A 26,512-nucleotide genomic window follows, 5' to 3' on the forward strand; every position below is an offset into this window, starting at 1 on the left:
TCCATATCCGTTGGAATTGCATGATGAAATAATTACAAACAATGCCGAAATCAACAAAACTACGCCCAGGTTTACTTTTCTATTCATAATATTGCCTCCTAAAGTAATATTTTTTTTAAAAACGGTTACATTTTTTTGAGCACAGCAACTTCAAATAAACGGGTTCTTGTTGCACCTTTAGATTGGGGGCTGGGACACGCTACCCGGTGCATTCCGATCATTAAGAAATTGCTTGAAGCGGGCTGCTCAGTTTTCATAGCTTCTGACGGGCCTCAACTTGCTTTATTGAAAGCAGAATTCGACGAAGCCGTTCGCTATCTGCAACTTCCCGGTTACAGAATCAGCTATTCTGTAAGCAAACGTTTTTTAGCACTGAAAATTTTACAGCAGACACCTAAAATTCTGCAAAAGATAAACCGTGAGCACGAGTGGCTGCAATCTGTTATAGACCAACATAAAATTGACCTGGTTATTTCCGACAACCGGTATGGCTTATACTCATCCAAAGTGCCTTGTATTTTTATTACGCATCAGCTAAATATAGCCGCGCCGTTTAACCGGCTGCGGAATTTGATCAGAAAGATCAATTACCGCTTCGTCAATAAATACACTGTTTGTTGGGTGCCGGACACCGCGGCTATCAAAAATATTTCGGGAGAATTGTCTCATCCATGCGAGCTTCCGCGGACCCCGGTCAAATACATCGGACTGCTGAACCGGCTAAACCCACGTGCAGCACAGCATACACAATATCAGTGGTTAATAGTGCTGTCCGGACCAGAACCACAACGCACTGTTCTGGAAAAAAAGCTAATTCAATTAATTTCAAAACTTGAGGGAAAAGTGCTGTTGGCAAGAGGAAAACCTGGCTCGACTGAGAGGTTGGATATGCCAGGCAATTGCGTTGTAGCAAATCACCTGACAGGAAATGAAATGGAAGAAGCTTTTGCCAGTAGTGAGTTTGTTGTAAGCCGGTGTGGCTATACGACCGTAATGGAACTTGTTGCCTTCAGAAAAAAATCGGTACTCATTCCAACTCCCGGTCAAACTGAACAGGAATATCTTGCAACACATTTAATGGGCCAGCACTGGGCCTACTGCTGCTCTCAGGATGACGATCTGTTATTGCATTTTAATAACGCGCAATCTTTCGAATATAATTTTCCATCTTTTAATGAGTCGGGGCTTGACGAAGCCATTCAGGAGTTAATCGACAATTGAAGAGGGACAATTGACAATGCTTATTTGCTCGAAAAGGGTTGTGTCAAATAAAAAAAATACAGCTACACAGATATCCACGGAGCGGTACTGAGTTGCACAGAGAATACGGCGAGGTCTTTTCTGTATCTCAATGACGTTAGGCGGACAGCTGCTATCAACCAGTCCATCCATTCGCATATTCGCACATTCTCTCATTCGCACATTCTCTCATTCGCACATTGCATATTCGCACATTCTCCCATTCGCACATTCATTGTCAATTTTCAACTTTCAATTATCCATTACCCTACGCTTTCGGGTAATCAAAAAACTGAAACGTTTTTTCAGCATCTGCAAAATTGGCCCATGAAGTAATATCGGCATCTATTGCAAAGATGGCGCAGGTAGGCATTTCATCTATCCGTGTGCTTGTGAGTGTGTTGACAAAATCGGTAATCCCGGGATTGTGAGAGAAAATGGCTACTACATTAACATCATTATCTATTTTCCGGATAACATCATAAAAATTGCGTGCATCAGCAAGGTATAACTGCTGAACCTGCTCAATTTCTTTCTTTTTTAAACCGTATTCTTCTGCAAAATATGCGGCAGTAGCAAGGGCTCGTTTTGCAGGACTTGAAATAAAAGCATCAATTTTCGGCACTTTTTTCTTAAGACGGGAAGCCATTTCCGGAGCGTCTTTTTCGCCACGATGATTTAATGGTCTTTCAAAATCCGGCAAATCATTATTGGACCAACTGCTTTTAGCATGACGTACGATGATGATCGATTTCACAGCAAACTCTTTTAAGTGTTAAAACAAACGGATTAAATCGCAATGCAAAACGCAAAAATAAAACAGCTGCAGGTCTTTTAAACACCGCAGCTGCTGTTATTATTTGAATGGTATCACAACGTGACTACCAGTTATATCTTATTATTAGTAGCCCCTTACATCCTTTCCTTCCATATAGTTAATGAAAGCTTTATTCACCACACGGTTTCCACCCGGCGTAGGGTAGTTTCCGGTGAAGTACCAGTCACCTGTGTTCGTAGGACAGCTTTCATGCAAGTCTTCAATAGTCTGGTAAATTACCTGAACCGGAATATCCAGTTCAACAGGTGTAATTAATTCAGCAATCTTATTCGAAATCTCTTCGGGAGTAAATGGCTTGTAAACCAGTCTTACCAGGTTTTCAGTATGTAGCTGGTTGGTACGTTGCAATTCTTTAACCTGCTGGTAAATACAATCTAACTCAGCTTCCTGTCCTCTTTCTTTCCACAATGCAATTGCAGCTCTGAAAGCAATAAAATCTCCCAGCTTACTCATGTCAATACCGTAACAGTCAGGGTAACGGATCTGAGGTGCAGAAGAAACCACAATTATCTTTACAGGATGTAACCTGGCCAGCATTCTTACAATGCTTTCTTTTAGGGTAGTGCCACGAACAATTGAGTCATCTATCACCACCAATGTATCTTCATTCTTGCGAACTGTTCCGTATGTTACGTCGTACACGTGCTGCACCATCTCGTTACGGCTGCTGTCTTCAGTAATAAACGTGCGCAGCTTAACATCTTTGATGGCAATTTTTTCCTGGCGGATCTTACGATTCACCATTTCCTGCAGCTTCTCTTCAGTTACATCATTGCCCCAGCTTAAAATACGTTGTACTTTAATCTGGTTCAGATAAGTCTCCATGCCTTTCACCAGGCCGAAGTAAGCAACTTCAGCTGTGTTAGGTATGTATGAGAAGATGGTATTTTTCAAATCGTAGTTAACAGCTTCCAGTACAGGTTTGCTCAGGTGGTTACCCAATGCAATTCTCTCCCTGTAAATTTTTTCATCGCTACCGCGGCTAAAGTAGATCCTTTCAAAGCTACATGCTCTTCTTTCTTTTGCTGGAAGCACCTGTTCAACTTTGTAGTTGCCTTTATCATCCACAATGAGGGCATTACCGGGCATCAGCTCCAGTACTTCATTTTCACCTACATTAAAGGTAGTCCGTATAGAAGCCCTTTCACTTGCTGCAACAATTACTTCGTCACTGATATAGTAATAGGCAGGACGGATACCGTGCCCGTCTCTCATCACAAAGCTGCTACCGTTACCAACAAGCCCGCTTATAGTATAACCACCATCAAACAAAGGAGTAGCTTTTTTCAGAACGTTAGCCAGGTCTGCATGGTTAGGATTCAACGCATCTTCTTTTGCAAGAAAATGATGAACCACTTCCATCATTGCAGCCAGATCACTCTGTTTCTGAAAATCTCCCGGATTTATATTTACGAGGTCAAAAAGTTCTTCTGTATTTACAAGATTGAAGTTTCCTGCAAGCGCAAGGTTTTTACCTGGTACCAGGTCTCGCTTGATAAAAGGATGGCAAAACTCAACGTTGTTTTTGCCCTGGGTGCCATAACGAAGATGGCCCAAAAGCAATTCGCCCAGGAAAGGCACATGGCCTTTCATTAGGCCCGGATGCTTTTTAATATCCGGTTGGTATTTTTCCAGTTCCTGGATCTCAACACCTATTTTATGAAAAATGTCTGCTATTGGTTGCTGTACGTTGCTTCGCGTGCGGTATAAAAACGGATGTCCTGGCTCAATATTCAACTTTACTGTAGCAATACCGGCGCCATCCTGGCCACGGTTATGCTGCTTTTCCATAAGGAGGTACAGCTTATTCAGGCCATACATCACGGTACCATACTTCTGTAAATAATATGAAAAAGGCTTTCTGAGGCGAATGTAGGCCAGGCCACATTCATGTTTTATTGCATCACTCATGACGGAATTTGAAAAGAAGCCGCAAATTTACGACTGTCTTTTTATAGATGGACGTAAATCTTTCTAAATTATGGTTTCTGCAACATGCCGGCGTGGCATGCTTCCCTAAAAATTACAAATTTCAGCGATTTCACTGTTTAGACAAGCTCCTGCATTTCAACGGATAAGCTTTCCGCCAACCACAAGAACTCAGCTACAAAAACATCAATACTATTCTGGAAAGACGGATCAAGTAAATTGCCGTCAGCATCAAATTTCTTATCTACAAACGGGGTAATCAGCATATGAGGAGAACCAATTCCAAATAAGGCATTGATCAACAACTGTATTTGCTGACTTGCGCGCATGCCGCCCAAAGCTCCAGGGGAAGCTGTCACAATCCCAAATGTTTTGTGAAGTTGTTTGGGAAAATGGTCAAATAAATTCTTCATGGCAGGTGTATAGCTGCCGTTGTATTCCGGTGTAACAAGAATAAAAGCATTTGCAGAAAACATGCGTTTTGCAAGCGGTTTTAATTCATCCGGCGCTTTTTCTACACTCGAAAAAACTTCCTGCTGTAATAAAGGAAATTGCCAGTCGCGTACATCAATAATGTTTACTGTGTGTTCAGTTTTTTCTGTGAGATATTTTTGAAGAAAAAGAGCCACCCTGTAACTAACGCTTTGATTCCTCGGACTCCCTGACACTATTTCTATATTCATATATTTTATTTTGAGACGGTTATTCCTGATGCAAATTTCCGCACAATGGCCATAACCGGTTTGTCATTTACGAAAAAATATAAAGAGAACGCAGACCAATATTCAAAATTATCCATATATATTATACCAATCAAAAAATGAATGCCAGCCGGAAAAACGCACAGGAGAAGATATGGATGAAATTTTCTTAGGCCACTAATACATTATTGACCATATCCCCTCCTTTCACACACACATATATTGCCGCTATTAATCTGCGCTCTTTATTATTTAGGCCTGCTTAACCATCTGAGCCTGGATATTCAGTTTTACCTCATCACTTACCACTATACTACCTGTTTCTGTTAAACCGTTCCACAGCAGGCCAAATTCTTTACGATTTATTTTTCCTTCCACTTCGAAACCTGCTTTTGCTTGTCCGTAAGGATCTACCATTGTACCTCCATATGTAACTTTTAAAGAAATTGGCTTGGTTACATCACGAATAGTAAGATCACCGTTCAAAATGTAATCCTCATCGTTTTTCTTTTGGATAGAAGTTGAAACGAATTTCATTGTAGGAAACTTAGCGGCAGAGAAGAAATCATCAGATTTCAGGTGGCCATCCCTTTGCTCGTTGTTGGTTGAGATACTGTTTACATCAGCTTCAAAAGTTACTTTCGCATCAGTAAAATCCTCCGTATCACTATCCAGTGTAGCGTCAAACTTGCTGAAATTTCCTGTTACATTGGTAATCATCAGGTGTCTTACTTTAAAAGTAATTTCTGAGTGTACCGGGTCAATTTTGTACGTAGCCATTGTTTTTAATTTTTAAATTTTATAAGAAATTGTGTTTTTAAGATCAATTGTTTTCTTCAATTAGTATACCCATTTTACCCATCTGGTAATCTCTGAAGGCTTCCAGGATCTGGGTTTCATTATTCATTACAAACGGACCGTGGGAAGCAACGGGTTCCTCCAGTGGTTTTCCCGTGCCAATCAATATTCTTGTATCCTTTAATGCTTCCAGCAAAAAACCTTCACCATCATTGTTGAAAATAACTGCGTGTTTTCCATCAACATTCCGGGCGCCATTTATGTTCAGTTGGCCATCCAACAAATACACGAATGCATTGTGGTCCTCAGGTATCGGAAAGAAATACTTTCCACCAGCTTTCATTTCTGCCGTAAAAGCGTTAATAGGAGAAAGCGTTGGGACCGGACCTTTAATTTGTTGCAGATCACCGGCAATGACGTTGATATTAACCAGCCCGTCATCTGTTGAAAAGTGTGGTGTTTGTTCAGCTGTCAACGGAAAATAGGAAGGCTGATCCATTTTATTCTTAGCGGGCATGTTGATCCAAAGTTGGATGATCTCCTGCCTCCCACCCCTGTCATGAATGTCTGCCGGAGGTCTTTCACTATGGATAATTCCCATACCTGCATGCATCCATTGAGTTCCGCCTTCATATATTGTGCTGTTGTTTCCCCTGCTATCGCGATGATGAACACCACCTTTGAACACGAATGTAACGGGAGCAAATCCCCGGTGCGGATGTGGGCCAACTCCTGCCTGATGCGGCGGCACCAACGTAGGAGCCTTTATGTCAGCATGATGCAGCAGTAAAAAAGGATCCACCTGTTCTATTCCCGGAGACGGTATGGGTTGTCTTACCGGAAGACCGCCCATATCGTATAAACCGGCATATATTACGTGCTGAATTGATCTGTTCTTCATAAATTAGTTCTCCCCAATATTCATTGGCACTTCAATAAACAGTACTTCTGCGTTTGAGTTGGCTTTAACGGTAACAGTATTTGTTTCTGAAATACCTAAAGCATCTCTTTTAGCCAGTTGCTGGCCATCTACAGCTACATCGCCATCAATTACAAACACATAAACACCGTTTGAATCTTTTTTCACGTCGTATGTGATGGTTGTTTCATTTTCCAGTTTGCTCAATGAAAACCACGCATCCTGGTTAATATGAACAGCCTTGTCATCGTCAGGTGCAACCACTGTCTGAATGATGTTTATCCTGTCCTCAGGTTTGAAAGTTTTTTGTTCGTACCTGGGTTCAATATTGTATTCTTTAGGAAATACCCAGATCTGCAGGAATTTAACTTCCTTGTCTTTATTAGCGTTCATTTCGCTATGAAGGATCCCGCTGCCGGCACTCATTATCTGCACGTCATTTTGTTTAATGATCTCATGACGGCCGGTGCTGTCTTTATGCTCAAGATCACCAAAAAGAGGAATGGACACTATTTCCATATTCTCATGTGGGTGCTTACCGAAACCGTAGCCGGGATGCACGGTGTCGTCGTTTAATACGCGCAAAGCTCCAAAGTGAACTTTTTTGGGATCATAATAGCTTGCAAAACTGAAAGAATGATAACTATCCAGCCAGCCGTGATTTGCGTGGCCTCTTTCTGAAGATTTGTACAAGATAGTTTTCATAACTTTTTTCTCCTTTTTTGTAAATTACATGTATGTACATGTATATGATTAAAAAAAATTTATTGTTCGGTTGACCTTAGTTTATCCAACATCTCATTGAGACATTGTGCCGCAGTTTCATCAATCACGATCATTTCCTCTGTGATCTTGTTTACGCGTTCGGTACTAAGCCCAAGTATATTAATGCCGGCCGAAGTAAGTGTAACAACAGTTTCTCTTTTGTCTGATGCAGAGGTATTACGCTTAACCAGCTTCTTTAACTCGAGTCTGTCAATGATTCTGGGCACATTTGAGTTTTTCTCAATCATCCTGCAGGCAATATCTTTAACGCACATTTGCTCAGGATGTTTCCCTTTAAGGATGCGTAACACATTGTATTGTTCATGTGTCAATCCAAAATCTTTTAACTCTTTGCTCATCATGGTCTTTAACCACCAGGCCGTATACAGTATGTTCAATCCCGCTTTATGCACTTCGCTCTTAAATTTTGTACTTTTTATGGCCTCTTCCAATTTCATAATGCAAATATATGTACATACATCTAATTTACAAAATTTATTTTGGCTAGGGGCTGTCAGCTGTCAGTTATGAGCTTTTGGGTGTCAGGTTTCAGGTATCAGGTGTCAGGTTTTGGGAGTTTGCGGCTAGCGTGCTTAATTGAAAATGAAAGTCGCTAAACTCCATATCGTTATTAATGCTAACCTGAAAAATGAAAAAGCCCCCGCTAGCGGAGGCTTAATTATTTATTAGTTCTGCTGAACCAAACAATCTCAAATTTCAAATCTCAAATCCCTAGTTCGCATCCCTTTGTGCTGCAACTGCTTTCCATTCAGCAATATTTGAACAGGCGTTGAACTCTTTATCGATACTAATGAAGTAAGTCGGAATATGTTCAGAGAACCAAACTCTTAATGCTTTATTCTTCTTTTCTTCAAGCGCCCTGTTGGCTATCTTATTATAGTCATCTTTCATGTTTTCACGGTGAGGTTCGCTCCTGCTTTTCAGATAGATGAGCCTGGCGCCTTTCTTTCCGTTTAAAGTAAATGCAACTGCTTTAGAGATGTCACCCACTTTCAGATCTTTCAAAGAAACCACCATGTCTTTATCCAGCTCATCGATGGTCACGTAGGTAGAGCCATCCTGGGCCATTACGTTACCACCTGTGGTTTTGGTGCTTTCGTCGTCACTGAACTTTGCAACTGCAATATTAAATGGAATGGTTCCATCAACAATTTTAGTTCTAACGCTATCCAATTTAGCTTTAGCACCAGTTATTTCATCATCCGTTACGGGCGGGATTTTCAGGATATGCCTTACGATCGCATCGTCCCCGGAACGGCTAACCATTTGAATAATATGAAATCCGAATTTTGACCTGATAACCGGTGAGATCTGTCCCTCTTTTAAACGGAACACTGTAGACTGGAAAGTGGGATCCCACATTTTATCGCTGCGGTTAAGGCTTAACTGGCCACCATTCTCTTTTGTACCCGGATCATCAGAATAGAGCTTTGCAAGGGCGTCAAATTTTTTCTGACCGCTTTCCACCTGCTGTTTCATGCTGGTCAATTCCCTTATTACATAGTCATCAATGTCTTTGCTGGCCTTGGGATAGATCACAAGCTGACTTATTTCCAGTTCACTCTCATAAAACTGCAAGCTGTCTGCGGGAATCTTGCTAAAGTACTCTTTAACTTCTGTAGGCGTTATTTTGATGCTTTCAACAATCTTTTTACGCATAGCATCAGAAAGCATCTGCTCCTTAATACTCGGTCTGTAATCTTCTTTCAGCTGATATACTGTTTTACCGGCTATTTCTTCCAGTATTTCTTTTGAACCGTACATGCTGATAAAGTAGCGGATACGATTGTCCAGCGCAGCATCCAGCTCATCATCACTGACTGGCAACGAGTCTCTTTGCGCTTGTAATACCAGGGCCTTTTGAATCAGCTGGCCCTCCAGGAAGGTACATTCAGGATCGGGCGGTAACTGAGCTTGCTGCCCCTGACGTATATAGTCAGATATTACGTTGGTAATATCTGAACGGAGTATGATCTTATCACCAACCTGAGCCGCAATTTTATCTGCTACAACCTTTTGACTCTGTGCCGAAACATTACCTGTAACAGCACAAAAAAAAGCAGCAGCGATAACCAGAAATATTTTGTTCATAAAGTAATACTGAAATGCTTTCAAAAATAGGCTTTTGCGCATACCTCCGGACATTTGATTAACAGTTTTTAACAAAGAATTGGAAGGGGAGACAGTGTTAGATGTATGGTGTACGATGTACGATGTTGGCATCGGAAATCGCTGATGTCTGATTTGAGGATGTCTGATTTAGTAGATGCAACAGCGATATGCCGATAGAGGTCGCTTTGAAGGCGCCTGTTTGGCTGGCCCTCCCTTACACCTACTTAGACTTATGCCTTACGCCTGGCATCTTAACACTGAAACCTTTGCCTTATACCCAAGCCTCACACCTGATACCTGACACCTGATACCTCACATAAATAAAATAACACCGGCTACAACCGGTGTTATTAGTATGATTTTTAAGTATTTACAGTAACTAGAGTGTACGTTTAACTTCTTCCTGTTCGTAAGCAACCAATGTGTCGCCAACGTTGATGTCGGAATAGTTTTTCAGAGTTAAACCGCACTCATAATTTGTTGCTACTTCTTTTACATCATCTTTAAAGCGTTTTAAGCTGCCGAGTTCTGCAAAAGCACCTTCCTGTCTTGGATAGATAAGGATACCATCGCGGAACAGACGGATCTTGCTGTCACGTTTAATCTTACCCTCTGTAACATAACAACCTGCAACTGTTGCTTTATCAAATTTGTAAACTTCACGTATTTCAACAGAAGCAACTTCTTTTTCTTCCACTTTCGGCTCAAGCATACCTTCCATCGCGCTCTTCACTTCTTCTATCGCGTTGTAGATGATAGAGTATGTTTTGATCTGAACGCCTTCGTTTTCTGCAAGTTTGTTTGCCTGTGAAGAAGGACGAACGTTAAAGCCGATTACAATAGCATCAGAAGCTGTTGCCAGCAGAACGTCACTTTCAGAGATCTGACCAACTGCTTTATGAACCACTCTTACAGCAACTTCTTCAGTCGATAATTTCTGTAATGAGTCACTCAACGCTTCTACAGAACCATCCACGTCACCTTTGATGATAACATTAAGCTCTTTAAAGTTTCCGAGTGCAAGACGACGGCCGATTTCATCCAGTGTAATGTGTTTCCTTGCACGCAAGCCTTGCTCACGCAGGATCTGTGCACGTTTGGTAGCCACATCTTTTGCTTCGCCTTCGTCGTGGAATACTTTGAATTTCTCACCCGCCTGCGGAGCGCCGTTCAAGCCGAGGATCACTACCGGCGTTGAAGGGGGTGCCTCGTCCACACGCTGGTTACGTTCGTTAAACATGGCTTTGATGCGGCCAAAATGCTGACCACTCACCATCAGGTCGCCCTGACGCAATGTTCCGTTCTGAACAAGAACAGTTGCAACGTAACCACGACCTTTATCAAGAGAGGCTTCAATGATGGTACCTGTTGCTTCCCTGTCAGGGTTAGCTTTCAGATCCAGCAATTCAGCTTCCAGCAATATTTTTTCCAACAACAGGTCCACATTAAGTCCTTGTTTGGCAGAAAGTTGCTGGCTTTGGTATTTACCACCCCACTCTTCTACCAGTAAGTTCATCTGGGAAAGCTGTTCGTAAATCTTTGTAGGATTTGCGCCTTCTTTATCAATCTTGTTGATCGCAAAGATCATTGGAACACCTGCTGCCTGAGCGTGGCTGATGGCCTCTTTGGTTTGAGGCATCACCGCATCATCCGCAGCGATCACAATAACTGCAATATCTGTTGCCTTGGCACCACGTGCACGCATCGCGGTAAACGCTTCGTGACCCGGTGTATCAAGGAATGTAATGTGTTTTTCGTTCGGTAATGTTACCTCGTACGCACCAATGTGCTGGGTGATACCACCCGCCTCACCGGCAACAACGCTGGCATTTCTGATATAATCCAGCAAAGATGTTTTACCGTGGTCAACGTGACCCATGATTGTAACGATCGGAGAACGTGTCTTCAGATCTTCTTCGCTGTCAACTTCTTCTTCTTCCTCTTCTTCAAGATCATCCAATCCGATGAATTCAACTTCATAACCAAACTCGCCCGCAACCAGTTCAATAACTTCCGCATCCAGGCGCTGGTTGATGGATACCATTATACCAAGGCCCATACACTTGCTGATCACTTCAGCAAAGCTTACATCCATCAGGTTTGCCAACTCACTAACGGTAACAAATTCCGTTACCTGTAGTTTGTTATCTTCTCCTGTTTCGCCCATTGCTTCGGCCATTTCCTGGCGTTTTTCACGACGGTATTTTGCTTTTAAGCTCTTACCGCGACCACCGGAACCGGCTAGTTTAGCCTGAGTTTCACGTATTTTTTCCTGAATTTCTTTCTGATCGATTTCTCTGTCCTGGTGTGCTATGCGCGGAGCATTTCTATTGCCGCCTCTTCTATCGTTACTTCCGCCACGTGCGCCTCCACCTTGCTGGCCGCCGCGGTTAAATCCACCACCGCCTTGCTGACCACCACGGTTGAAACCACCGCCTTGCTGACCCTGACCGCCACGGTTAAATCCGCCGCCGCCTTGCTGCTGACCACCACGGTTATAGCCACCGCCCTGCTGACCGCCGCCTTGCTGGCCTTGCTGACCGCCGCGGTTGTAACCACCGCCGCCTTGTTGTCCGCCACCTTGTTGTCCACCGCGGTTAAATCCGCCGCCCTGCTGGCCACCTTGTTGACCAGGATGACGCTGGAAGTTTCCTCCGCCGCCACCTTGCTGACCCTGACCTTGAGAATCACCACCTTTTTTATCAACCGGAATGCGTTTGCGTTTGCGCTTTTCATCCCTGTTGTGAGAAGGCTTCGGCCTTGTATCACTGTCAACGGGCAATTCAATTTTGCCTAAGATCTTCGGACCTTCAATTTTTTCAGCCCTGATATTTTCGATTACTGGAGAAGAGCTATCTCCTTCGCCTGCTTCAGCAGGAGCATTAAATTCCGGTTTAACCACTTCTGGTTCTTTTACTGTTTTTTCAACTTTAGTGCTCTCTGGTTGCTGCTGTTTAACAGGCTGTTCAATTTTTTCTGCTGCAGGTTTTGTTTCTTCTGCAGTTATCGGACTTTCTTTTTTCTCTTCAGCAACAGGCTGTGGGGCCTGTGGAGCAGTTTGCTTTGGTTCTTCCTTCACAGGTGCTGATTCTTCGGCCCTGTTTTCTTCCTCTTCTTCTTTCTTCTTTACAATCTTTTTAGGTCTTGTTGAAGAATCGATTGTGGAAAGATCAATTTTATTGATGATTTTCGGTCCCTCTATTTCAGGAGCCTCAATCTTGATGACTTCTTGTTCGCCGTTTTGCGAAGTTTTAGCTTCAACCTGTGGTTGTGGCTGAGGCTGAGGTTCGGCTACCTCTTTCACCGGTTCTTTTTCCTGCGCAACAACTGGTTGCGGCGCTGGTTCCGGTTTAACTTCTTCTTTTTCTTTAACCGGTGGCGGAGCCACTTCCTCTTTTGCTTTTACCTCTGGTACCTCGGTTGCTACTTCAACTACTCTTTCTTCTTCCTGTTCTGCTTTAGTTTCTTCTTTTGTTGCAGGCTTCTTCTCTTCCTTCTTGAAAACAACCTCATCCTCTTCCCTGCGCTTTCTTCCCTCACCCTGAATTCCTTTAGGAATTTCAATAAGGTCTGCTTTATTTTTAGCAACCTTATCACTTTGAAATTCCTGCTGCAGGGCACGGTACATGTTTTCCGACAACTTAGCTGTAGGCTTCAGCTCGTCGCGGTTAAACCCTTTACCGGAAAGAAATTCTACCAGGGTATCCTGGCCAATGTTAAATTCCTTCGCTGCGGCTAATAATCTTGGTAATTTAAGTTCTGACATTCAGTTTTTTTTATTTCACCGATCCAACCCGCTCCGGGCGATCTGTTGTTTTATTCTTAAAAGCCTTAATAGTAACCCTTCCCACGCTAAAGTACTACCGAAACAGAAATCTTATTATCAACTGTTTGTAGCAAAACCAACTGTACTTTTGCTAAGCCGGTCTGTAGAAGGCTTTTACTCTCTTTCAAATTCTTCTTCCAATACTCTTCTTACATCTTCTATAGTTTCTTTTTCCAGGTCTGTTCTTCTTTCAAGTTCCTCGGTGGTTAGATCCAGTACGCTGCGCGCTGTATCACAACCAACGCGTTTCAGTTCTTCAATAACCCATGGTTCAATTTCATCGCTGAATTCTTCCAGGTCAATATCAAATTCTTCAACTTCTCCTTCATTTTCGCGGTATACATCAATATCATAACCGGTCAATTCACATGCCAGTTTAATGTTTACACCACGGCGTCCGATAGCCAGTGAAACCTGGTCGGCTTTCAGATACACGTCCGCATGTTTTCTATCGTTATCCAGCTCCATATAACTGATTTTAGCCGGCGTTAACGAACGCTGAATAAGCAATTGGATATTGGTAGTGAAGTTAATTACGTCGATGTTTTCGTTCTTTAATTCGCGAACGATACCGTGGATACGGCTACCTTTCATACCAACGCAGGCACCAACGGGATCAATTCTGTCGTCAAAGCTTTCCACAGCAACTTTTGCTCTCTCACCTGGCTCGCGAACAATTTTGCGGATGCTGATAAGGCCGTCAAAAATTTCAGGAACTTCAATTTCGAGCAATTTAGCAAGAAAATCCGGGCTTGTTCTAGAAAGAATAATTACAGGTGTGTTATTTTTCATATCAACCCTGCGAACTACAGCCCTGATGTTTTCACCTTTTTTGAAATAATCCTGAGGAATCTGCTCACTTTTGGGCAGGATTAACTCACTTCCTTCTTCGTCAAGCAACAAAACCTCTTTTTTCCAAACCTGGTATACTTCTGCGCTGACAATTTCACCTATTCTTTCACTGTATTTCTTAACGAGCACATTCTTTTTAAGATCGCTGATACGGCTTGCCAGCGTTTGTTTTGCGGCAAGGATAGCGCGGCGACCGAAATCGAAGATATTTACTTCTTCGTACAATTCTTCACCCACTTCAAAATCCGGCTCAATCTTCACTGCTTCATTATATTCAACTTCAGCCAAAGGATCCTGCACTTCCCCATCTTCTACGATCATACGCCTGCGGATAATTTCCAGGTCACCTTTTTCGGCATTAACAATTACGTCGAAATTGTCATCACTGCCGTATTTCTTGCGAAGCAAAGTTTTGAAAACATCTTCAACCACCTTCATCATGGTAGGACGGTCAATATTTTCTGCATCTTTAAATTCCTGGAATGCCTCAATTAAGTTGATACTTGCCATTGCCTTATTTTTAAAAGCTTTAAGCCGATACGCCGTTTGCCTGTTAGCAAAACGGGCGGCGGATTAAAATTGTATTTGAACTGTTGTTGATTTTATATTAGTAAATGGAATTACAATTTGCTGTGTTACAGCCTTTTTTCCCTTGCCTTCGGTATGTTCGATAATGATATCGCTTTCCGCTACCTCCAGCAGCTTCCCTTCCTTAACTGCACCATCATTGAAAACCACTTCGACCAACCTGCCCACGTTTTTGACATATTGCCTGTTATTTTTCAGCGGCTCTCCAACGCCTGGCGAAGAAACTTCCAGGGAGAACTCTCCTTCCGGATACATGCCTGTTTCTTCAATTAACTTGTACAGCTTCCTGTTGAATTGTACACATTTATCAACTGCTATACCTTTATCGCCATCTATAAAAACCTTGATGTTATTCGTCGGTTTTATTTTAACATTCACTTTAAAATATTCAGGTTCTTCTGCCAGCAGTTTGTCAACCAACTGTTCAATAACCTCTAACTGTGTATCTGTTGCCATAGTAAAACCCGGAATTGAAATTTATTCTATATAATCTTCGAAAGAACAGTTTTATGTTCTTTCCCAATATCTTTAAAACGCTGTAAATAAAGGGTTAAACTGTCCCGGAGACGTCAGGTAAAAAGAGAAGGGAACGATGTCGTTCCCTTCTTTACTTCTTTTCCGTTTGCAAATGTAGGAGAAAAGATCGAGCCAGCAAAAAAAAGCTGTCAGCTATTAGCTATCAGGTATCAGCTTTTTTCCTCGCTCTTTGAGTTTCTGATTCTAATTGATGATAATCTTCCCAGTTCTCCAATAATAAATGATCCCGTTAATCCTTTAATCTCTTAAATCAGGTCTGCATCAGCTTTTAGCTACCAGCAGAAAGCTATCAGGTGTCAGCTATCAGGCATCAGCTTTTTCCGCGCACCTTGAGGTTCTTATTCTTTTTCGCGATAGTCGTTCGAAGATTAAATCCCATTAATCCTCTAATCTGTTAAATCCCGGTCCGGACTGGTTTTTAGCTGTCAGCTATCAGGTATCAGCTTTTTTCCGCGCACCTTGAGGTTCTTATTCTTTTTCGCGATAGTCGTTCGAAGATTAGAATCCCATTAATCCTCAATCTGTTAAATCCCGGTCCAGACTGGTTTTTAGCTGTCAGCTATTAGCTACCAGCTTTTTCTTCGCACTTTGAGTTTCTGGCACTTATTGGTGATGATCGTCACAGTTCTCTGGTAAATATGAATCCCGTTAATCCACTAATCCTCGAAATCCCGGCCACGACAAAAATCCCGGTCCCAACAAAAATTCCAGCCCCAATCATAATCCCGCTAATCCACTAATCCTCTAAATCCCGGCCCCGACAAAAATCCCAGCCAGTTTTAACACCTTTTCCCAATCGTACCCTTTAACTTTGCCCCATGATCAAGATTATACTTTCCATTCTGCTTTTCTATTTTCTGTATAAACTGGTGTTCGATTTTATTGTGCCGGTTTCCAAAGCAACCTCACAGGTAAGGAATAATATTGAACAAATGCAGAAAATGCAACAAGAGCAGTACAGGCAACAACAGCAACAGCAGCAAGCCCAGGCGCAAGCTCAGGCTGCACAACAGCGGGCAAGTGCTGCACCAAAGTCAAAAAGCGACGACTACATTGATTTTGAGGAAGTTAAGAACTAAAAAATAGCCAGGGAAGACGAGAATCTTCCCTTTTTTATGCCCGCTTCAGTCTATTTAAGTACGAGTTACGAAGTACGAAGTACCTATGTTCAGCAGCCCAATTTCCCTTCATCCTTTCTTAGGTTTACGCCTCAAACCTCAATCCTTACACCTACCTTACGCCTTACACCTGATACCTTACGCCATTGCACCTTCATTTTCAATTTTCAATTGTCAACTTTCAATTAAACATTATAGCCCCAGATCCAGCACTGTCTTAGGATGCACCAAATGAATTGTTTGCAAGCCAGCTTTTTGCGCGCCTTCTATATTTGAAAAAGTATCATCAATAAATACAGTTTCTTCCGCCAGCAGGTTTTCTTCGGTTAAAATATGGGTGAAAGATTCCGGATATGGCTTTCTAAGGCCAAGCTCGTGAGAATAGTAGGCCTTTTTAAAATAATGATTAAAATCGGGGAAGCCCGTTTGCTCTGTAAAGCTTACTATAAAGGCATCGTAGTGGATCTTATTGGTATTTGAGTAGAGGTAGACATTGTATTTTGTCCTGATCTCATCCAGCCAGACAATTCTATCTTTTGGAAAATCAAGTAATAAAGCGTTCCATGCATCCCTGATCTGTTCGTTGGTGATGGGTTCGTAGACTTCTTTTCTGAAGCTGTCGTAAAACTCTTCTGGACTTATTTTACCGGTTTCCAGCAACTCAAACATGGGAGTAGCATGATGTTGCGTAAAATGCTCTTTGAAATTTGTAAGACCTGCAGCGGCGAATGCTTCATTGGTTTTAGCAAAGTCAATATTCATAAAAACTCCGCCCAGGTCGAAGATGATGTTTTTAATGTTCTGCATGCAACAAAACTAACTGAATGATTTTTACAAAATATCTTGGATTGTATTATGTTTTTTCTATTTTTGCGCTCCCTTAGCGTTAGCGAATTGTTATGCATTTTGCTAACTCAGGGCCTATAGCTCAGCTGGTTAGAGCACCTGACTCATAATCAGGGGGTCCCTGGTTCAAGCCCAGGTGGGCCCACAAAAGTTGAAAAACTTAAAATTTATAAGAGCCGCGTAAGAGATTGCGCGGCTTTTTGTTTGGGGAACCACTGAGGCAGGGAACCACGGAGACACGAGGGCACGACGGTACACGACGTTTTTTGCGATCGTGATTGAATCGGTAAACATGATCCTGCTGAACACGCGCGCCGGGAGGAGTTTAATTTGGACCTCCGGATATTCCTCTTCGAAATGCAGAACTATTAAAAAAATTTCCTGACCGAATTCTCAAACATCAAAGGCCGGAAAGGAAGATGTTATCAGTATCGGACAATGCTCGATTTGATTATGCAAAAGCCAATTAAAAGTTTGTTAAGTCAATAAAGGATAAATTAGCGTTGCCTTCTTGCCTCCTTATTCGCCAGACCTGTATGCTACGTAGATTATCGGCATTTATTAAGACGCTTATTACATATTGTAGCAAAATCAAAACGTGACATTTTATTTGTAACATGACAGTAGTTCTAATTTTACTTTTTTTTTACTTAACACGACTCTTGTTTTTTCATCTTTTCTTTCATTAGTGCTATTTGTTGCGCCATGTCTTTGTTCTGAGCATGCAGCCTGGATACAACAACACTTAAGTGAAGCAGGTAAATCAGGATAGCAAATATGGCACCCGTAAATACCAGGTTGGGCGCTTCATACACACCAAACAGCCTGGCCATAATGCCCAATCCATCTCTCCAAAAGGAAAATGTAATTAAGATAGTTGTGCAAACAATCCAAACGATCGAATACTCTTCGCGCAGTTTTCCTTTTAATATCAGGCGAGTGATGTAGCTTAAGAAGAGTAGACTTGCAATGATAGTGATGACCTGGATCTTTGCCATTTGAATTGAGTTTTAAGACGCATAAAAGTATAAAAAATTCCAAGCGTAACCTTGCACATATAGTAAACCGCAGAGAATGCGCTGATGGATGAAACACCACCTTGTCGCTCATTCATTTCAACCGGAATTTCTTTAATGGTTAATCCGTTCAAAGCAAAAACGATAATGGACTCAGGCTCGGGATATTTGTCCGGGTAGTATTGTACAGACAATTCCAGTGCGCGTTTGTTAAACAATCGAAAACCTGAAGTATTATCCGTAACTGTGATACCGGTCAGTGCTCTGTTTAATTGTTTGAAATAACGAATGCCCGCCCTTCTTGCAGTAGATGATTGAAAACCTTTTTTTTCCAGGAATCTGGAGCCGATCACAATATCACAATTGCCTTTTTCTGCTTCACTCAATAAGTCGGGAATAACAGATACCGGATGTTGTCCGTCTCCGTCTGCCTGGATCGCATAGTCAAAACCGTTTTCGTATGCGTATTTAAAACCGGTTTGCATAGCACCGCCGATGCCCAGGTTTACGGGCAAATCCAATAAAACTGCATCTGAAAACCTTCTTACAACATCGGCTGTATTGTCTGTAGAGCAATCATTTATTACGGCAGCTTTCAATTCAAAATTTTCATCTATCGTAAGCGAATAAAGTTCTCTCAGTAATGGACCGATTGAAGCAGCTTCATTGTAGCACGGAATGATAATTAATACTTTTTTAGGTTGAGACATAGGCTATTGGTTGTCGATACCGGTTACAAAGCTAAAGTATAAAACAATTGCAAATGAAGCGGTACAGAAAACCTTAAGTGAACCCGGTTTCAATAATGCTAAAATTTAAAGTCAATTTGAAACACATATAAACACGTGATCGTATAAAATAATGGGTAATTGTTATCGTATTGTATGAAAGTGTTGTAGATTTGAAAAAATCCAATTAAAAAAGTCCTCTACCACTGCTTATGATACGCTTTGCCAAAATTGACATGAATATTGATATTCAGGCAATCCAAAAAGAAGTGATGCAATTATCTTCCGATTGGCAACTGCATTTAAATATCAAAGATTACGCAGGCAGTTGGTCAGCGTTATCATTAAGATCTCCCGGAGGTAAAGCAAATAATATCATCCCGCAACTTCTTTCCGATACGCAGGTTTTTGAGGACACACCTTTAATGACGCAATGCCCGGCAATACAAAAGGTCATAGCCGGACTTGAGTGCCCGGTGTGTTCGGTACGGTTGTTAAATTTAACAAGCGGCTCTGTTATCAAACCCCACAAAGACGCTGATTTAGCATTTGAAAAAGGTGAAGCCAGATTGCATATTCCCATTTTTACAAACGAAAAGGTATTATTTTATTCGGAAGATGAACTGGTGCCGATGAGAGAAGGCGAATGTTGGTACTTGAATGCAAATCTTATACACAGCGTTGAAAACAATAGCAATTCAGATCGTATTCATCTTGTAATAGATTGTATGGTGAATGATTGGTTGAAAGATATTTTTGACAACGCAGAAAAAAGTGAAAAAGAAGATGTAGAAAATATAGAAGAAACATTATTGGTTATAGATGAGTTGAAAAGATCCAATACACCGGCAACGCTGGCCTGGGCCGCTTCACTGGAAAGCCGACTGAAGCAAAACGTTTTAAATTAACAGAGCAAAATCTAATAGTCCTTATGCATACCTCCGGTGTATCCGATTTGTATAATTATATTCCTTATAGTTTAAAGGAGGGCAAAACCGTACAATGGTTGAAGACCGGCAATATCCCTTATACCGATCCTTTTTTCGATACAACGCTGTTCAAGATCAAATATTTGCCGGAAAATCAAAAAAAGTTTAAAAGCAGTAGTTCTGTTGATATGTTGAGTGTATGGTCCAAAGAACAGGCGTCCATAAAACCTTCTGCTATTATATTTCATGTGTCAAGATGCGGTTCTACTTTATTATCTCAGCTGTTGAGTTTAAATGAAAAGCATATTGTATTATCGGAGGTGCCTTTTTTTGATGATCTTTTGCGATCAAAGTATAAAGAGAACGGAAAAGATTACAGTCATCTATTAAAAGATGCAGTTGCATTCTATGGACAAAAAAGAAAAGGAAATGAAGAACAACTTTTTATAAAGGCAGATAGTTGGCATCTGTTCTTTTATGAAGAATGGCGGGCTATCTATCCGCAAATACCTTTTATTCTATTGTTCAGAAGGCCGGACGAAGTTGTGCGGTCCCAAATGAAAAATAAAGGGCTTCATGCAGTTCCGGGAATGATAGAGAAAGAAATATTTCAATTGGGAGAATTACCGGAAGTTGGAGGGGCCTATGAAATACACGTAGCAGCGGTGCTGGAACAGTATTACAAAAAAATGCAACAAATAGCAGTCATCGATAATAATGTGCATTTGTTCAATTATAAAGACGGTATAGAAAATATTGCTTTGAAAGTGTTGCATTCCTCAGGAATACAATTCGGCAAAGGCTCAGAAGATTTATACAATGAAAGAATGCACTTTGATGCTAAAGACCCCTATAAAGTGTTTGATGAAAAACCTTTATCAGGTTTAAATACAGACGAGCATTTGCAAAATGCATTTATGGCATACAAGGCATTAGATGCAATCAGAAAAAGTTCTTTACAACAAGTGTAGCATAAAATCGGTTAATTGTTGTGAGGCCTCTCCGGATGAAAGCAATGACGTATTGACGATGAGATGCGGATGGACGGGAGATTCATAAGGATCATTAATTGTTCTTTAACCAAAGCGGCAATAGTACTTTTCCGGCACCAGATAAACCGGTAAGTTGAATTAAGGGCAGAAAGATAAATTTATAAACAATAATAGTATTTAGATGGAAAGTATTTCAGTAGGAGTGTTGCTGCCTTCGTCCACTATTTTGCCTATCAGCAAAGATTTTGAGAAAGGGTTGAAGGATGGATTAAAGCTTTCGCCGGAGATCAACGCAGAAATTGTCAAAGAGTTTATAGGACAAGGCAGTTTGAAACAAACAGAAGAAGCGTGCAACAAGTTTTTTAATTATCATGATGTAGATATTATAACAGGAATTGTCTCAAGCAAGGTAATGGAAGACTTGTCTGAAAGTTTTAAAACAAGAAAAAAATCCATTATCATAAATAACCTTGGCGGCCATATTCCGAATGTAAAAAAAATAAACGAGTACATATTCGTAAACTCAATGCACTTGTGGCAACATGCCTTTACAATGGGAAAATGGGGCGTACAAACTTTGGGTAAAAAAGGGATGTTCGTAAGTTCTATATATGATGCGGGTTACAGCTTTTCGCAAATGTTTAATATGGGCATGACAGCAGGTGACCCGGAAAGCAAATGGTCATTTTCGGTAACGCCAATGCCTGCTGCCGGGGAGTTGGCTGACATCAGCGTTCTTTTTCCTTTTATTGAAAAGTATGAACCTGATTTTATTTTCGCAACATTCTGCGGTAAGGAAACGACATTGTTCTTAAACGAATTTATAAACAGAGGCTGGCATCATAAAATCAAGGTAACAGGCCTGCCGTTTTTAACGGCACCGTTTGAGCCTTTGCAAGAACACTTAACGGTCTACTCAACATTGCCGGTAACCAACAAGCCTGAGTATCTGGCAGAGAAAGCATTCTATGATTTGGGTTATACAACAGGAGTAAATATTGCTAAAGCTGCATTGGCTTCTGACGGCACCGATTTGCAAAAGCAACTTGAAAACTTACATAACATGTTTTCTGTTGCCAATAACAGTTCAGGAGATGAATTGACGATTGTTAAATATGATTTGCCGGCTAACGGAAGTAAACCGGCGCCTTCAATCGTAACATCGTTCGACACTTTTGATAAAAAAAATCAAGCCATGCAAACATTACATGGTGACATGAATTTTGGATGGGCTAACCCTTATCTCTGTATATAGTATGAGAATATTACTGCTTTGTAATTCAGATTTACTTGCTATGCCTGCGGCTATAGCATTGCGTAACAGAGGTGAATTGGTTGCTGTGGGAATAACCGAAAAGTCGAGTAAAATATTGATGCCGGCTTTAGCAAGTATCGGTATTGAAGGAGATTCTATCCATGTTCTTACAAGAAAAAATATTGAATCGGACCTTACACGGATTATTACCGAAAATGAAATTGATGTTGTTTTCGTAATGACGTTTTCATGGAAAATTCCAGCATCGGTATTAACGCTTCCCAAGAAAGGATGTATCAATTTTCATTTTGGTTTGTTGCCGGAATATAAAGGGACTGATCCCGTGTTTTGGCAGTTGAAAAACATGGAGCAAAAGGGCGGTATCAGTATACATGTGATGACGGATGAAATTGATGCAGGCCCGGTTGTATTGATTGATGAACTACCTGTGATACCGGGTGAGACTTACGGTATCCATTGTCAGCGATTGGGTGCACTGAACGTTAATACAACTCGTAAGGTGCTAACTCTATTGGAAAAAGATGAAGTGTTGCCTGTAATTGAAAGTGATCAATCCGGAACTTATTGTAAAGCTCCAACCGAGCAAGAGCTTACCATTCATTGGAAAACACAAACGGCCGATGATATAGAATGGTTGATAAATGCAACGAATCCCAGGTATGGCGGCGCTACAACAAACATTCGTCAAATGCAAGTGCGAATATTGGAAGTTTCACCCGCAACAGTAAACATAGATCCGAACAATACACAAGAAATAATACCGGGAACTATAGTGTATGCAGATCAGGTGTATGGATTGATTGTGGCATGCCGCGATAAACAATTTTTGAAGGTGAATATTGTGAGTATGCAAGAAGGGTATTTGTCGGGAATAAAATTGTTCAGCTTAGGGTTTAAACCCGGAGAAGTGTTTTATTAATTATTCTCCCGGACTATTTGAAAGGGAGCGCCGGCGCTTCTTTTATTCAAAAACTGGCATTAGACTTAAATGATATTAAACAATTATCCTTAAAACAAAAAACTATGGACGGAACAGTAGGCGAAATCCGCATTTTTGCAGGAAACTTCGCACCGCGTAATTGGGCGTTTTGTCAAGCGCAGCTTATTGCCATAAGACAAAATCCCGCCTTGTTCTCTATATTAGGGACATACTATGGCGGAGATGGAACTACAACTTTCGGGCTGCCGGATTTTAGAGGCAGGGCACCGATAGGCGCAGGCCAATCTCCGGGAAATTCTCTTTACACCATTGGTGAAGTTGGTGGAGAAACTGCACATACATTGAACCTCACTGAAATGGCAGCACACACTCATGCATCTTCGGTAACACAAACAGGTGGCTCAGCTACGGCTACATTAAATGCCAGTTCTACTGCTGGTACCTTGGCAAGTCCGGGTGGTAACCTGATTGCAGGCGACGGCAACTTGACAGTGTTTGCACCGGGTAACAGCACACCGGTTGCAATGGCAGCCAGTGCGGTATCGCTTACCAATGTTACTATTCCGTTGCCTACTGCTGTTGATGCTGTTGCGGGTGGCAACCAACCACATAACAACATGCAACCGTATATTGCTATGAGCTTTATAGTTTGTACAACGGGGACATACCCTGCCAGAAATTAATAAACCTAATTAAAAAAATATTTTATGGAAGGAACAATGGCTGAAATTCGCTGCTTTGCAGCAAACTTCGCTCCTAAAACCTGGGCGCTTTGCAATGGACAAACATTGGCAATAGCACAAAATCAAGCATTGTTTGCGCTTTTAGGAACAGTGTATGGCGGCGATGGTATTCAAACCTTCAGTTTGCCGGATTTTAGAAGCAGGATACCGGTGGGTACAGGAACAGGCCCAGTGGGTACTTTTGTTTTAGGACAAAAAGCAGGCGAAGAGTTTCACACTTTGCTGGCTACAGAAATGCCTGCACACAATCACCCTATCGCCATAACTGCAGGTACAGGGCAGGCAACGGCTAATATTACTTTAAATGGTACAGATACTGCCGGTACTTTGGCAGTACCCGGCGGAAACTTATTGGGCGCGGATGACGGGAACGGCAATGTTACTATATATGCTTCGGGAACGAGCACTGTTGCTGCAATGGCCGCCGGTTCCGTTACTATAAGTAATATTACTGCGCCTACCGTTGGTATTACGTTAGCCAATGCAGGCGGTAACTTACCTCACAGTAATATTCAACCGGTATTGGGAATGAACTATATTATATGTATGCAGGGATTATTCCCTTCAAGAAACTAATTTTTTTACTCAGTAAAATAAAAAATTATGGAAGGTTATTTAGCAGAAGTACGCATGTTTGGTGGCACTTTTGCGCCAAGGGCCTGGATGTTTTGTGCCGGACAGCAATTGCCCATCAGTAATTATACAGCGCTTTATGCGTTGATCGGTACCGTTTACGGAGGCGATGGCGTTAGTACTTTCAATTTGCCCGATCTCAGAAGCAGGGTACCGGTGGGTACAGGTCAAGGCCTCGGATTGGCAAACTATAGTCTGGGTATGGTAACAGGTACAGAAAATGTTACGTTGCTTCAAACCCAATTGCCCGTACACACACACGAAACAACTGTTACGCCAGGTACTGCAGCTGCAACTGCGACAGCTACTTTAAATGGAAGTGCACCAGGAGGAGGAGGCGTTACTCCTGCAGGTTCTTTATTGGGCGCTGATGGTAATGGTTCCACAGTTTACGCTCCTGCAGGAAGTGCTACCACTCCTATGGCAAGTGCTTCAATTGCTATTACAAATTTTTCAGGGCCTGCACCTAATGTTACTGTTGCTGCCGTTGGAAGCAGCTTACCTCATAATAATTTGCAGCCTTATCAAGTGATTAATTATATCATTTGTACGGAAGGTATTTTCCCTACGAGGAATTAATTTTGTTGTACAATAACTGATATAAAACAAAAGCTCCCGTCATGGGAGCTTTTATTTTATATACACACTTTAAAAAAATGAAATACATAGTAAAGAAATGCAGTTGCGGTAAAATGAAAAGAGCATCTGTAAGATGCTCTTTTCATTGAATCTATAAACTTACAATTACATTTTTGTAATAGTAAAAGTTGAAGGACCATTGGCAGGTAGAGTTACGCCAAGTGCTGCGAGGTTGAGATTTGTTAAACCAATTTTCACAACATCTCCCGCAGTCAATTTCTTTACTGTTGATATTGTGCCGCGTGCCTGAATTATATTGCCTCCTATTGAAGTACCGTTTGCATTATTAGAACCGACTCCCACGTCTGTTGCGGTACCGTTAACATAGATATTCGGGTAAATGAGAGCGTTTCCTGTAGCTGCAAGATTAACGGTTATCAAATAAAATCCTGTGGTTCCAACCGTATAACTATAAGTGGAGGTATTAAATGAACCGTAAGTTGGCGTAACTGAGGTAGTGTTAAAATTCACATCAGCAGTAAGAGTACTTCCGCTTGGTGGTGTGATTGTTTGGGAAGTACTCATTGTTGCCAGTAGTTCCACCGTACTTCCTCCACCACTCGGTGTACTGAATGCACCTGTACCGTCTAAGTATTTAGTAGACGAGCCTGAACCCGTTCCCAATCTCGCGGCCGGTATAGTACCTGAATTGGCTTGTCCCAATGCCGTTACTATATTATTACCCGTAGTTGGGCTATTGGTTGTAATGCTTAATGCCAGCGAACCTGCGGTATTTGTAACGTCGCCGGTATGAGCAGGTTCAGCACTTGCAGGCAATGTAGTTACCGGGTTAGTGGGTGCAAAAGGACTGCTTCCTGTTATATAAATCTGATTGGCTGCTGTACCAATACTAAATCCTGCACCTGTTGCACCCGGCGCACCGGTAACCCCGGTAGCTCCCGTAGCGCCTGTTGCACCGGTAGCTCCTGTGACGCCTGCTGCACCCGTAACACCTGTTGCTCCGGTTACGCCTTGAACGCCTTGTACACCTTGTATTCCTTGTGGGCCAATAGCACCTGTTGCACCAACTGAACCAGTAGCACCTGTATAACCTGTAGCGCCTTGAGCCCCTGTAATACCAGTTGCTCCGGTAACGCCTTGAACACCTTGTATTCCTTGTGGACCAGTATCACCTGTAGCACCTGCCACGCCCTGGATACCTTGTGCGCCAGTTGCACCAGTTGCTCCGGTAACGCCTTGAACACCTTGTAACCCTTGTGGACCAGTATTACCTGTAGCACCTGCCGCACCCTGGATACCTTGTGCGCCAGTTGCACCTGTTGCTCCGGTAACACCTTGTACACCTTGTAGTCCTTGTGGACCAGTATTACCTGTAGCACCTGCCACGCCCTGGATACCTTGTGCGCCAGTTGCACCAGTTGCTCCGGTAACACCTTGTACACCTTGTAATCCTTGTGGACCAGTATCACCTGTAGCACCTGCCACGCCCTGGATACCTTGTGCGCCAGTTGCACCAGTTGCTCCGGTAACACCTTGTACACCTTGTAATCCTTGTGGACCAGTATC

The 26,512-nt window shown here is 42.0% G+C and carries 24 protein-coding genes and 1 tRNA gene; 10 read left to right on the plus strand and 15 right to left on the minus strand.

Annotated elements, in window-relative coordinates; all coding sequences use genetic code 11:
* Positions 1–135 precede the first annotated feature (135 nt).
* Positions 136–1,221 carry a glycosyltransferase gene (locus tag QTN47_RS14880; protein WP_369330182.1) on the plus strand — a complete coding sequence of 362 codons (1,086 nt, stop codon included), beginning with the start codon at positions 136–138 and terminating at the stop codon, positions 1,219–1,221.
* 286 nt (positions 1,222–1,507) lie between these two features.
* Here QTN47_RS14880 and QTN47_RS14885 read toward each other — a convergent pair whose 3' ends face one another.
* From QTN47_RS14885 to QTN47_RS14935, 11 genes are all read right to left on the minus strand, one after another.
* Entirely contained in the window at positions 1,508–1,996 is a 489-nt protein-coding gene (locus QTN47_RS14885; protein ID WP_369330183.1) for a SixA phosphatase family protein, read from the minus strand.
* Positions 1,997–2,140: 144 nt separating this feature from the next.
* The gene (locus QTN47_RS14890) at positions 2,141–3,988 is read right to left on the minus strand and encodes an amidophosphoribosyltransferase (RefSeq protein ID WP_369330184.1); all 1,848 of its coding nucleotides are present in this window, start codon (positions 3,986–3,988) and stop codon (positions 2,141–2,143) included.
* A 137-nt stretch (positions 3,989–4,125) separates the two neighbouring features.
* Positions 4,126–4,689, minus strand: a complete 564-nt coding sequence (locus QTN47_RS14895; RefSeq protein ID WP_369330185.1) for an NADPH-dependent FMN reductase — start codon at positions 4,687–4,689, stop codon at positions 4,126–4,128.
* A 270-nt stretch (positions 4,690–4,959) separates the two neighbouring features.
* Positions 4,960–5,487, minus strand: a complete 528-nt coding sequence (locus QTN47_RS14900; protein ID WP_369330186.1) for a YceI family protein — start codon at positions 5,485–5,487, stop codon at positions 4,960–4,962.
* Positions 5,488–5,530: 43 nt separating this feature from the next.
* Positions 5,531–6,406, minus strand: a complete 876-nt coding sequence (locus tag QTN47_RS14905) for a pirin family protein (RefSeq protein WP_369330187.1) — start codon at positions 6,404–6,406, stop codon at positions 5,531–5,533.
* Between the two features lie 3 nt (positions 6,407–6,409).
* Entirely contained in the window at positions 6,410–7,129 is a 720-nt protein-coding gene (locus QTN47_RS14910) for a pirin family protein (protein WP_369330188.1), read from the minus strand.
* A 59-nt stretch (positions 7,130–7,188) separates the two neighbouring features.
* Complete coding sequence (locus QTN47_RS14915) at positions 7,189–7,647, minus strand: MarR family winged helix-turn-helix transcriptional regulator (protein WP_369330189.1); 459 nt, start codon at positions 7,645–7,647, stop codon at positions 7,189–7,191.
* 274 nt (positions 7,648–7,921) lie between these two features.
* Positions 7,922–9,301 (minus strand): peptidylprolyl isomerase, encoded by a 1,380-nt coding sequence (locus QTN47_RS14920; RefSeq protein WP_369330190.1) that lies wholly within the window; start codon positions 9,299–9,301, stop codon positions 7,922–7,924.
* Positions 9,302–9,701: 400 nt separating this feature from the next.
* Positions 9,702–13,088 (minus strand): translation initiation factor IF-2, encoded by a 3,387-nt coding sequence (gene infB / locus QTN47_RS14925; protein WP_369330191.1) that lies wholly within the window; start codon positions 13,086–13,088, stop codon positions 9,702–9,704.
* Positions 13,089–13,262: 174 nt separating this feature from the next.
* Positions 13,263–14,510, minus strand: a complete 1,248-nt coding sequence (nusA, locus tag QTN47_RS14930) for a transcription termination factor NusA (RefSeq protein WP_369330192.1) — start codon at positions 14,508–14,510, stop codon at positions 13,263–13,265.
* Positions 14,511–14,573: 63 nt separating this feature from the next.
* Positions 14,574–15,044 (minus strand): LSm family protein, encoded by a 471-nt coding sequence (locus QTN47_RS14935; protein ID WP_369330193.1) that lies wholly within the window; start codon positions 15,042–15,044, stop codon positions 14,574–14,576.
* 899 nt (positions 15,045–15,943) lie between these two features.
* On the opposite strand from QTN47_RS14935, the gene QTN47_RS14940 reads away from it, so the two are divergent.
* Positions 15,944–16,204, plus strand: a complete 261-nt coding sequence (locus tag QTN47_RS14940) for a DUF4834 family protein (protein WP_369330194.1) — start codon at positions 15,944–15,946, stop codon at positions 16,202–16,204.
* 231 nt (positions 16,205–16,435) lie between these two features.
* Here the strand turns inward: QTN47_RS14940 and QTN47_RS14945 are convergent, their stop codons facing one another.
* Entirely contained in the window at positions 16,436–17,050 is a 615-nt protein-coding gene (locus tag QTN47_RS14945) for an HAD family hydrolase (protein ID WP_369330195.1), read from the minus strand.
* Between the two features lie 110 nt (positions 17,051–17,160).
* On the opposite strand from QTN47_RS14945, the gene QTN47_RS14950 reads away from it, so the two are divergent.
* Positions 17,161–17,234, plus strand: a tRNA-Ile gene (locus QTN47_RS14950).
* Positions 17,235–17,739: 505 nt separating this feature from the next.
* Here the strand turns inward: QTN47_RS14950 and QTN47_RS14955 are convergent.
* Together QTN47_RS14955 and QTN47_RS14960 are read right to left on the minus strand one after the other, a co-directional pair.
* The gene (locus QTN47_RS14955) at positions 17,740–18,087 is read right to left on the minus strand and encodes a DUF2304 domain-containing protein (protein WP_369330196.1); all 348 of its coding nucleotides are present in this window, start codon (positions 18,085–18,087) and stop codon (positions 17,740–17,742) included.
* Positions 18,039–18,815: a glycosyltransferase family 2 protein gene (locus QTN47_RS14960; RefSeq protein ID WP_369330197.1), complete on the minus strand. Its 777-nt coding sequence runs from the start codon at positions 18,813–18,815 to the stop codon at positions 18,039–18,041. The genes QTN47_RS14955 and QTN47_RS14960 overlap by 49 nt, the downstream gene beginning before the upstream one ends.
* 230 nt (positions 18,816–19,045) lie before the next feature.
* On the opposite strand from QTN47_RS14960, the gene QTN47_RS14965 reads away from it, so the two are divergent.
* The 7 genes from QTN47_RS14965 to QTN47_RS14995 all read left to right on the plus strand — a co-directional run bounded on the left by QTN47_RS14965 (position 19,046) and on the right by QTN47_RS14995 (position 24,925).
* Positions 19,046–19,741: an aspartyl/asparaginyl beta-hydroxylase domain-containing protein gene (locus tag QTN47_RS14965; RefSeq protein ID WP_369330198.1), complete on the plus strand. Its 696-nt coding sequence runs from the start codon at positions 19,046–19,048 to the stop codon at positions 19,739–19,741.
* A gap of 23 nt (positions 19,742–19,764) precedes the next feature.
* Positions 19,765–20,733 (plus strand): hypothetical protein, encoded by a 969-nt coding sequence (locus QTN47_RS14970; RefSeq protein WP_369330199.1) that lies wholly within the window; start codon positions 19,765–19,767, stop codon positions 20,731–20,733.
* A 202-nt stretch (positions 20,734–20,935) separates the two neighbouring features.
* Positions 20,936–22,009 (plus strand): ABC transporter substrate-binding protein, encoded by a 1,074-nt coding sequence (locus QTN47_RS14975; RefSeq protein WP_369330200.1) that lies wholly within the window; start codon positions 20,936–20,938, stop codon positions 22,007–22,009.
* 1 nt (position 22,010) lies between these two features.
* Positions 22,011–22,949: a methionyl-tRNA formyltransferase gene (locus QTN47_RS14980; protein WP_369330201.1), complete on the plus strand. Its 939-nt coding sequence runs from the start codon at positions 22,011–22,013 to the stop codon at positions 22,947–22,949.
* A 104-nt stretch (positions 22,950–23,053) separates the two neighbouring features.
* A complete protein-coding gene (locus tag QTN47_RS14985; protein WP_369330202.1) occupies positions 23,054–23,653 on the plus strand; it encodes a phage tail protein in 600 nt (199 codons plus the stop codon).
* A 24-nt stretch (positions 23,654–23,677) separates the two neighbouring features.
* Entirely contained in the window at positions 23,678–24,289 is a 612-nt protein-coding gene (locus QTN47_RS14990; RefSeq protein ID WP_369330203.1) for a phage tail protein, read from the plus strand.
* A 27-nt stretch (positions 24,290–24,316) separates the two neighbouring features.
* Complete coding sequence (locus QTN47_RS14995; protein WP_369330204.1) at positions 24,317–24,925, plus strand: phage tail protein; 609 nt, start codon at positions 24,317–24,319, stop codon at positions 24,923–24,925.
* A 165-nt stretch (positions 24,926–25,090) separates the two neighbouring features.
* Here the strand turns inward: QTN47_RS14995 and QTN47_RS15000 are convergent.
* Positions 25,091–26,512: collagen-like domain-containing protein (locus QTN47_RS15000; RefSeq protein WP_369330205.1), on the minus strand; the 1,422-nt coding region annotated here is incomplete at its 5' end.

Origin of the sequence: Danxiaibacter flavus (genome assembly GCF_041060425.1) — a bacterium.
Taxonomy (GTDB): Bacteria; Bacteroidota; Bacteroidia; order Chitinophagales; family Chitinophagaceae; genus Danxiaibacter; species Danxiaibacter flavus.

Bases quoted from the DNA above. Each gene is read 5' to 3' on its own strand.
- QTN47_RS14890 (WP_369330184.1), bottom strand. From the start codon at position 3,988: ATGAGTGATGCAATAAAACATGAATGTGGCCTGGCCTACATTCGCCTC.
- QTN47_RS14895 (WP_369330185.1), bottom strand. From the start codon at position 4,689: ATGAATATAGAAATAGTGTCAGGGAGTCCGAGGAATCAAAGCGTTAGT.
- QTN47_RS14900 (WP_369330186.1), bottom strand. From the start codon at position 5,487: ATGGCTACGTACAAAATTGACCCGGTACACTCAGAAATTACTTTTAAA.
- QTN47_RS14905 (WP_369330187.1), bottom strand. From the start codon at position 6,406: ATGAAGAACAGATCAATTCAGCACGTAATATATGCCGGTTTATACGAT.
- QTN47_RS14910 (WP_369330188.1), bottom strand. From the start codon at position 7,129: ATGAAAACTATCTTGTACAAATCTTCAGAAAGAGGCCACGCAAATCAC.
- QTN47_RS14915 (WP_369330189.1), bottom strand. From the start codon at position 7,647: ATGAAATTGGAAGAGGCCATAAAAAGTACAAAATTTAAGAGCGAAGTG.
- QTN47_RS14920 (WP_369330190.1), bottom strand. From the start codon at position 9,301: ATGAACAAAATATTTCTGGTTATCGCTGCTGCTTTTTTTTGTGCTGTT.
- infB (WP_369330191.1), bottom strand. From the start codon at position 13,088: ATGTCAGAACTTAAATTACCAAGATTATTAGCCGCAGCGAAGGAATTT.
- nusA (WP_369330192.1), bottom strand. From the start codon at position 14,510: ATGGCAAGTATCAACTTAATTGAGGCATTCCAGGAATTTAAAGATGCA.
- QTN47_RS14935 (WP_369330193.1), bottom strand. From the start codon at position 15,044: ATGGCAACAGATACACAGTTAGAGGTTATTGAACAGTTGGTTGACAAA.
- QTN47_RS14940 (WP_369330194.1), top strand. From the start codon at position 15,944: ATGATCAAGATTATACTTTCCATTCTGCTTTTCTATTTTCTGTATAAA.
- QTN47_RS14945 (WP_369330195.1), bottom strand. From the start codon at position 17,050: ATGCAGAACATTAAAAACATCATCTTCGACCTGGGCGGAGTTTTTATG.
- QTN47_RS14955 (WP_369330196.1), bottom strand. From the start codon at position 18,087: ATGGCAAAGATCCAGGTCATCACTATCATTGCAAGTCTACTCTTCTTA.
- QTN47_RS14960 (WP_369330197.1), bottom strand. From the start codon at position 18,815: ATGTCTCAACCTAAAAAAGTATTAATTATCATTCCGTGCTACAATGAA.
- QTN47_RS14965 (WP_369330198.1), top strand. From the start codon at position 19,046: ATGATACGCTTTGCCAAAATTGACATGAATATTGATATTCAGGCAATC.
- QTN47_RS14970 (WP_369330199.1), top strand. From the start codon at position 19,765: ATGCATACCTCCGGTGTATCCGATTTGTATAATTATATTCCTTATAGT.
- QTN47_RS14975 (WP_369330200.1), top strand. From the start codon at position 20,936: ATGGAAAGTATTTCAGTAGGAGTGTTGCTGCCTTCGTCCACTATTTTG.
- QTN47_RS14980 (WP_369330201.1), top strand. From the start codon at position 22,011: ATGAGAATATTACTGCTTTGTAATTCAGATTTACTTGCTATGCCTGCG.
- QTN47_RS14985 (WP_369330202.1), top strand. From the start codon at position 23,054: ATGGACGGAACAGTAGGCGAAATCCGCATTTTTGCAGGAAACTTCGCA.
- QTN47_RS14990 (WP_369330203.1), top strand. From the start codon at position 23,678: ATGGAAGGAACAATGGCTGAAATTCGCTGCTTTGCAGCAAACTTCGCT.
- QTN47_RS14995 (WP_369330204.1), top strand. From the start codon at position 24,317: ATGGAAGGTTATTTAGCAGAAGTACGCATGTTTGGTGGCACTTTTGCG.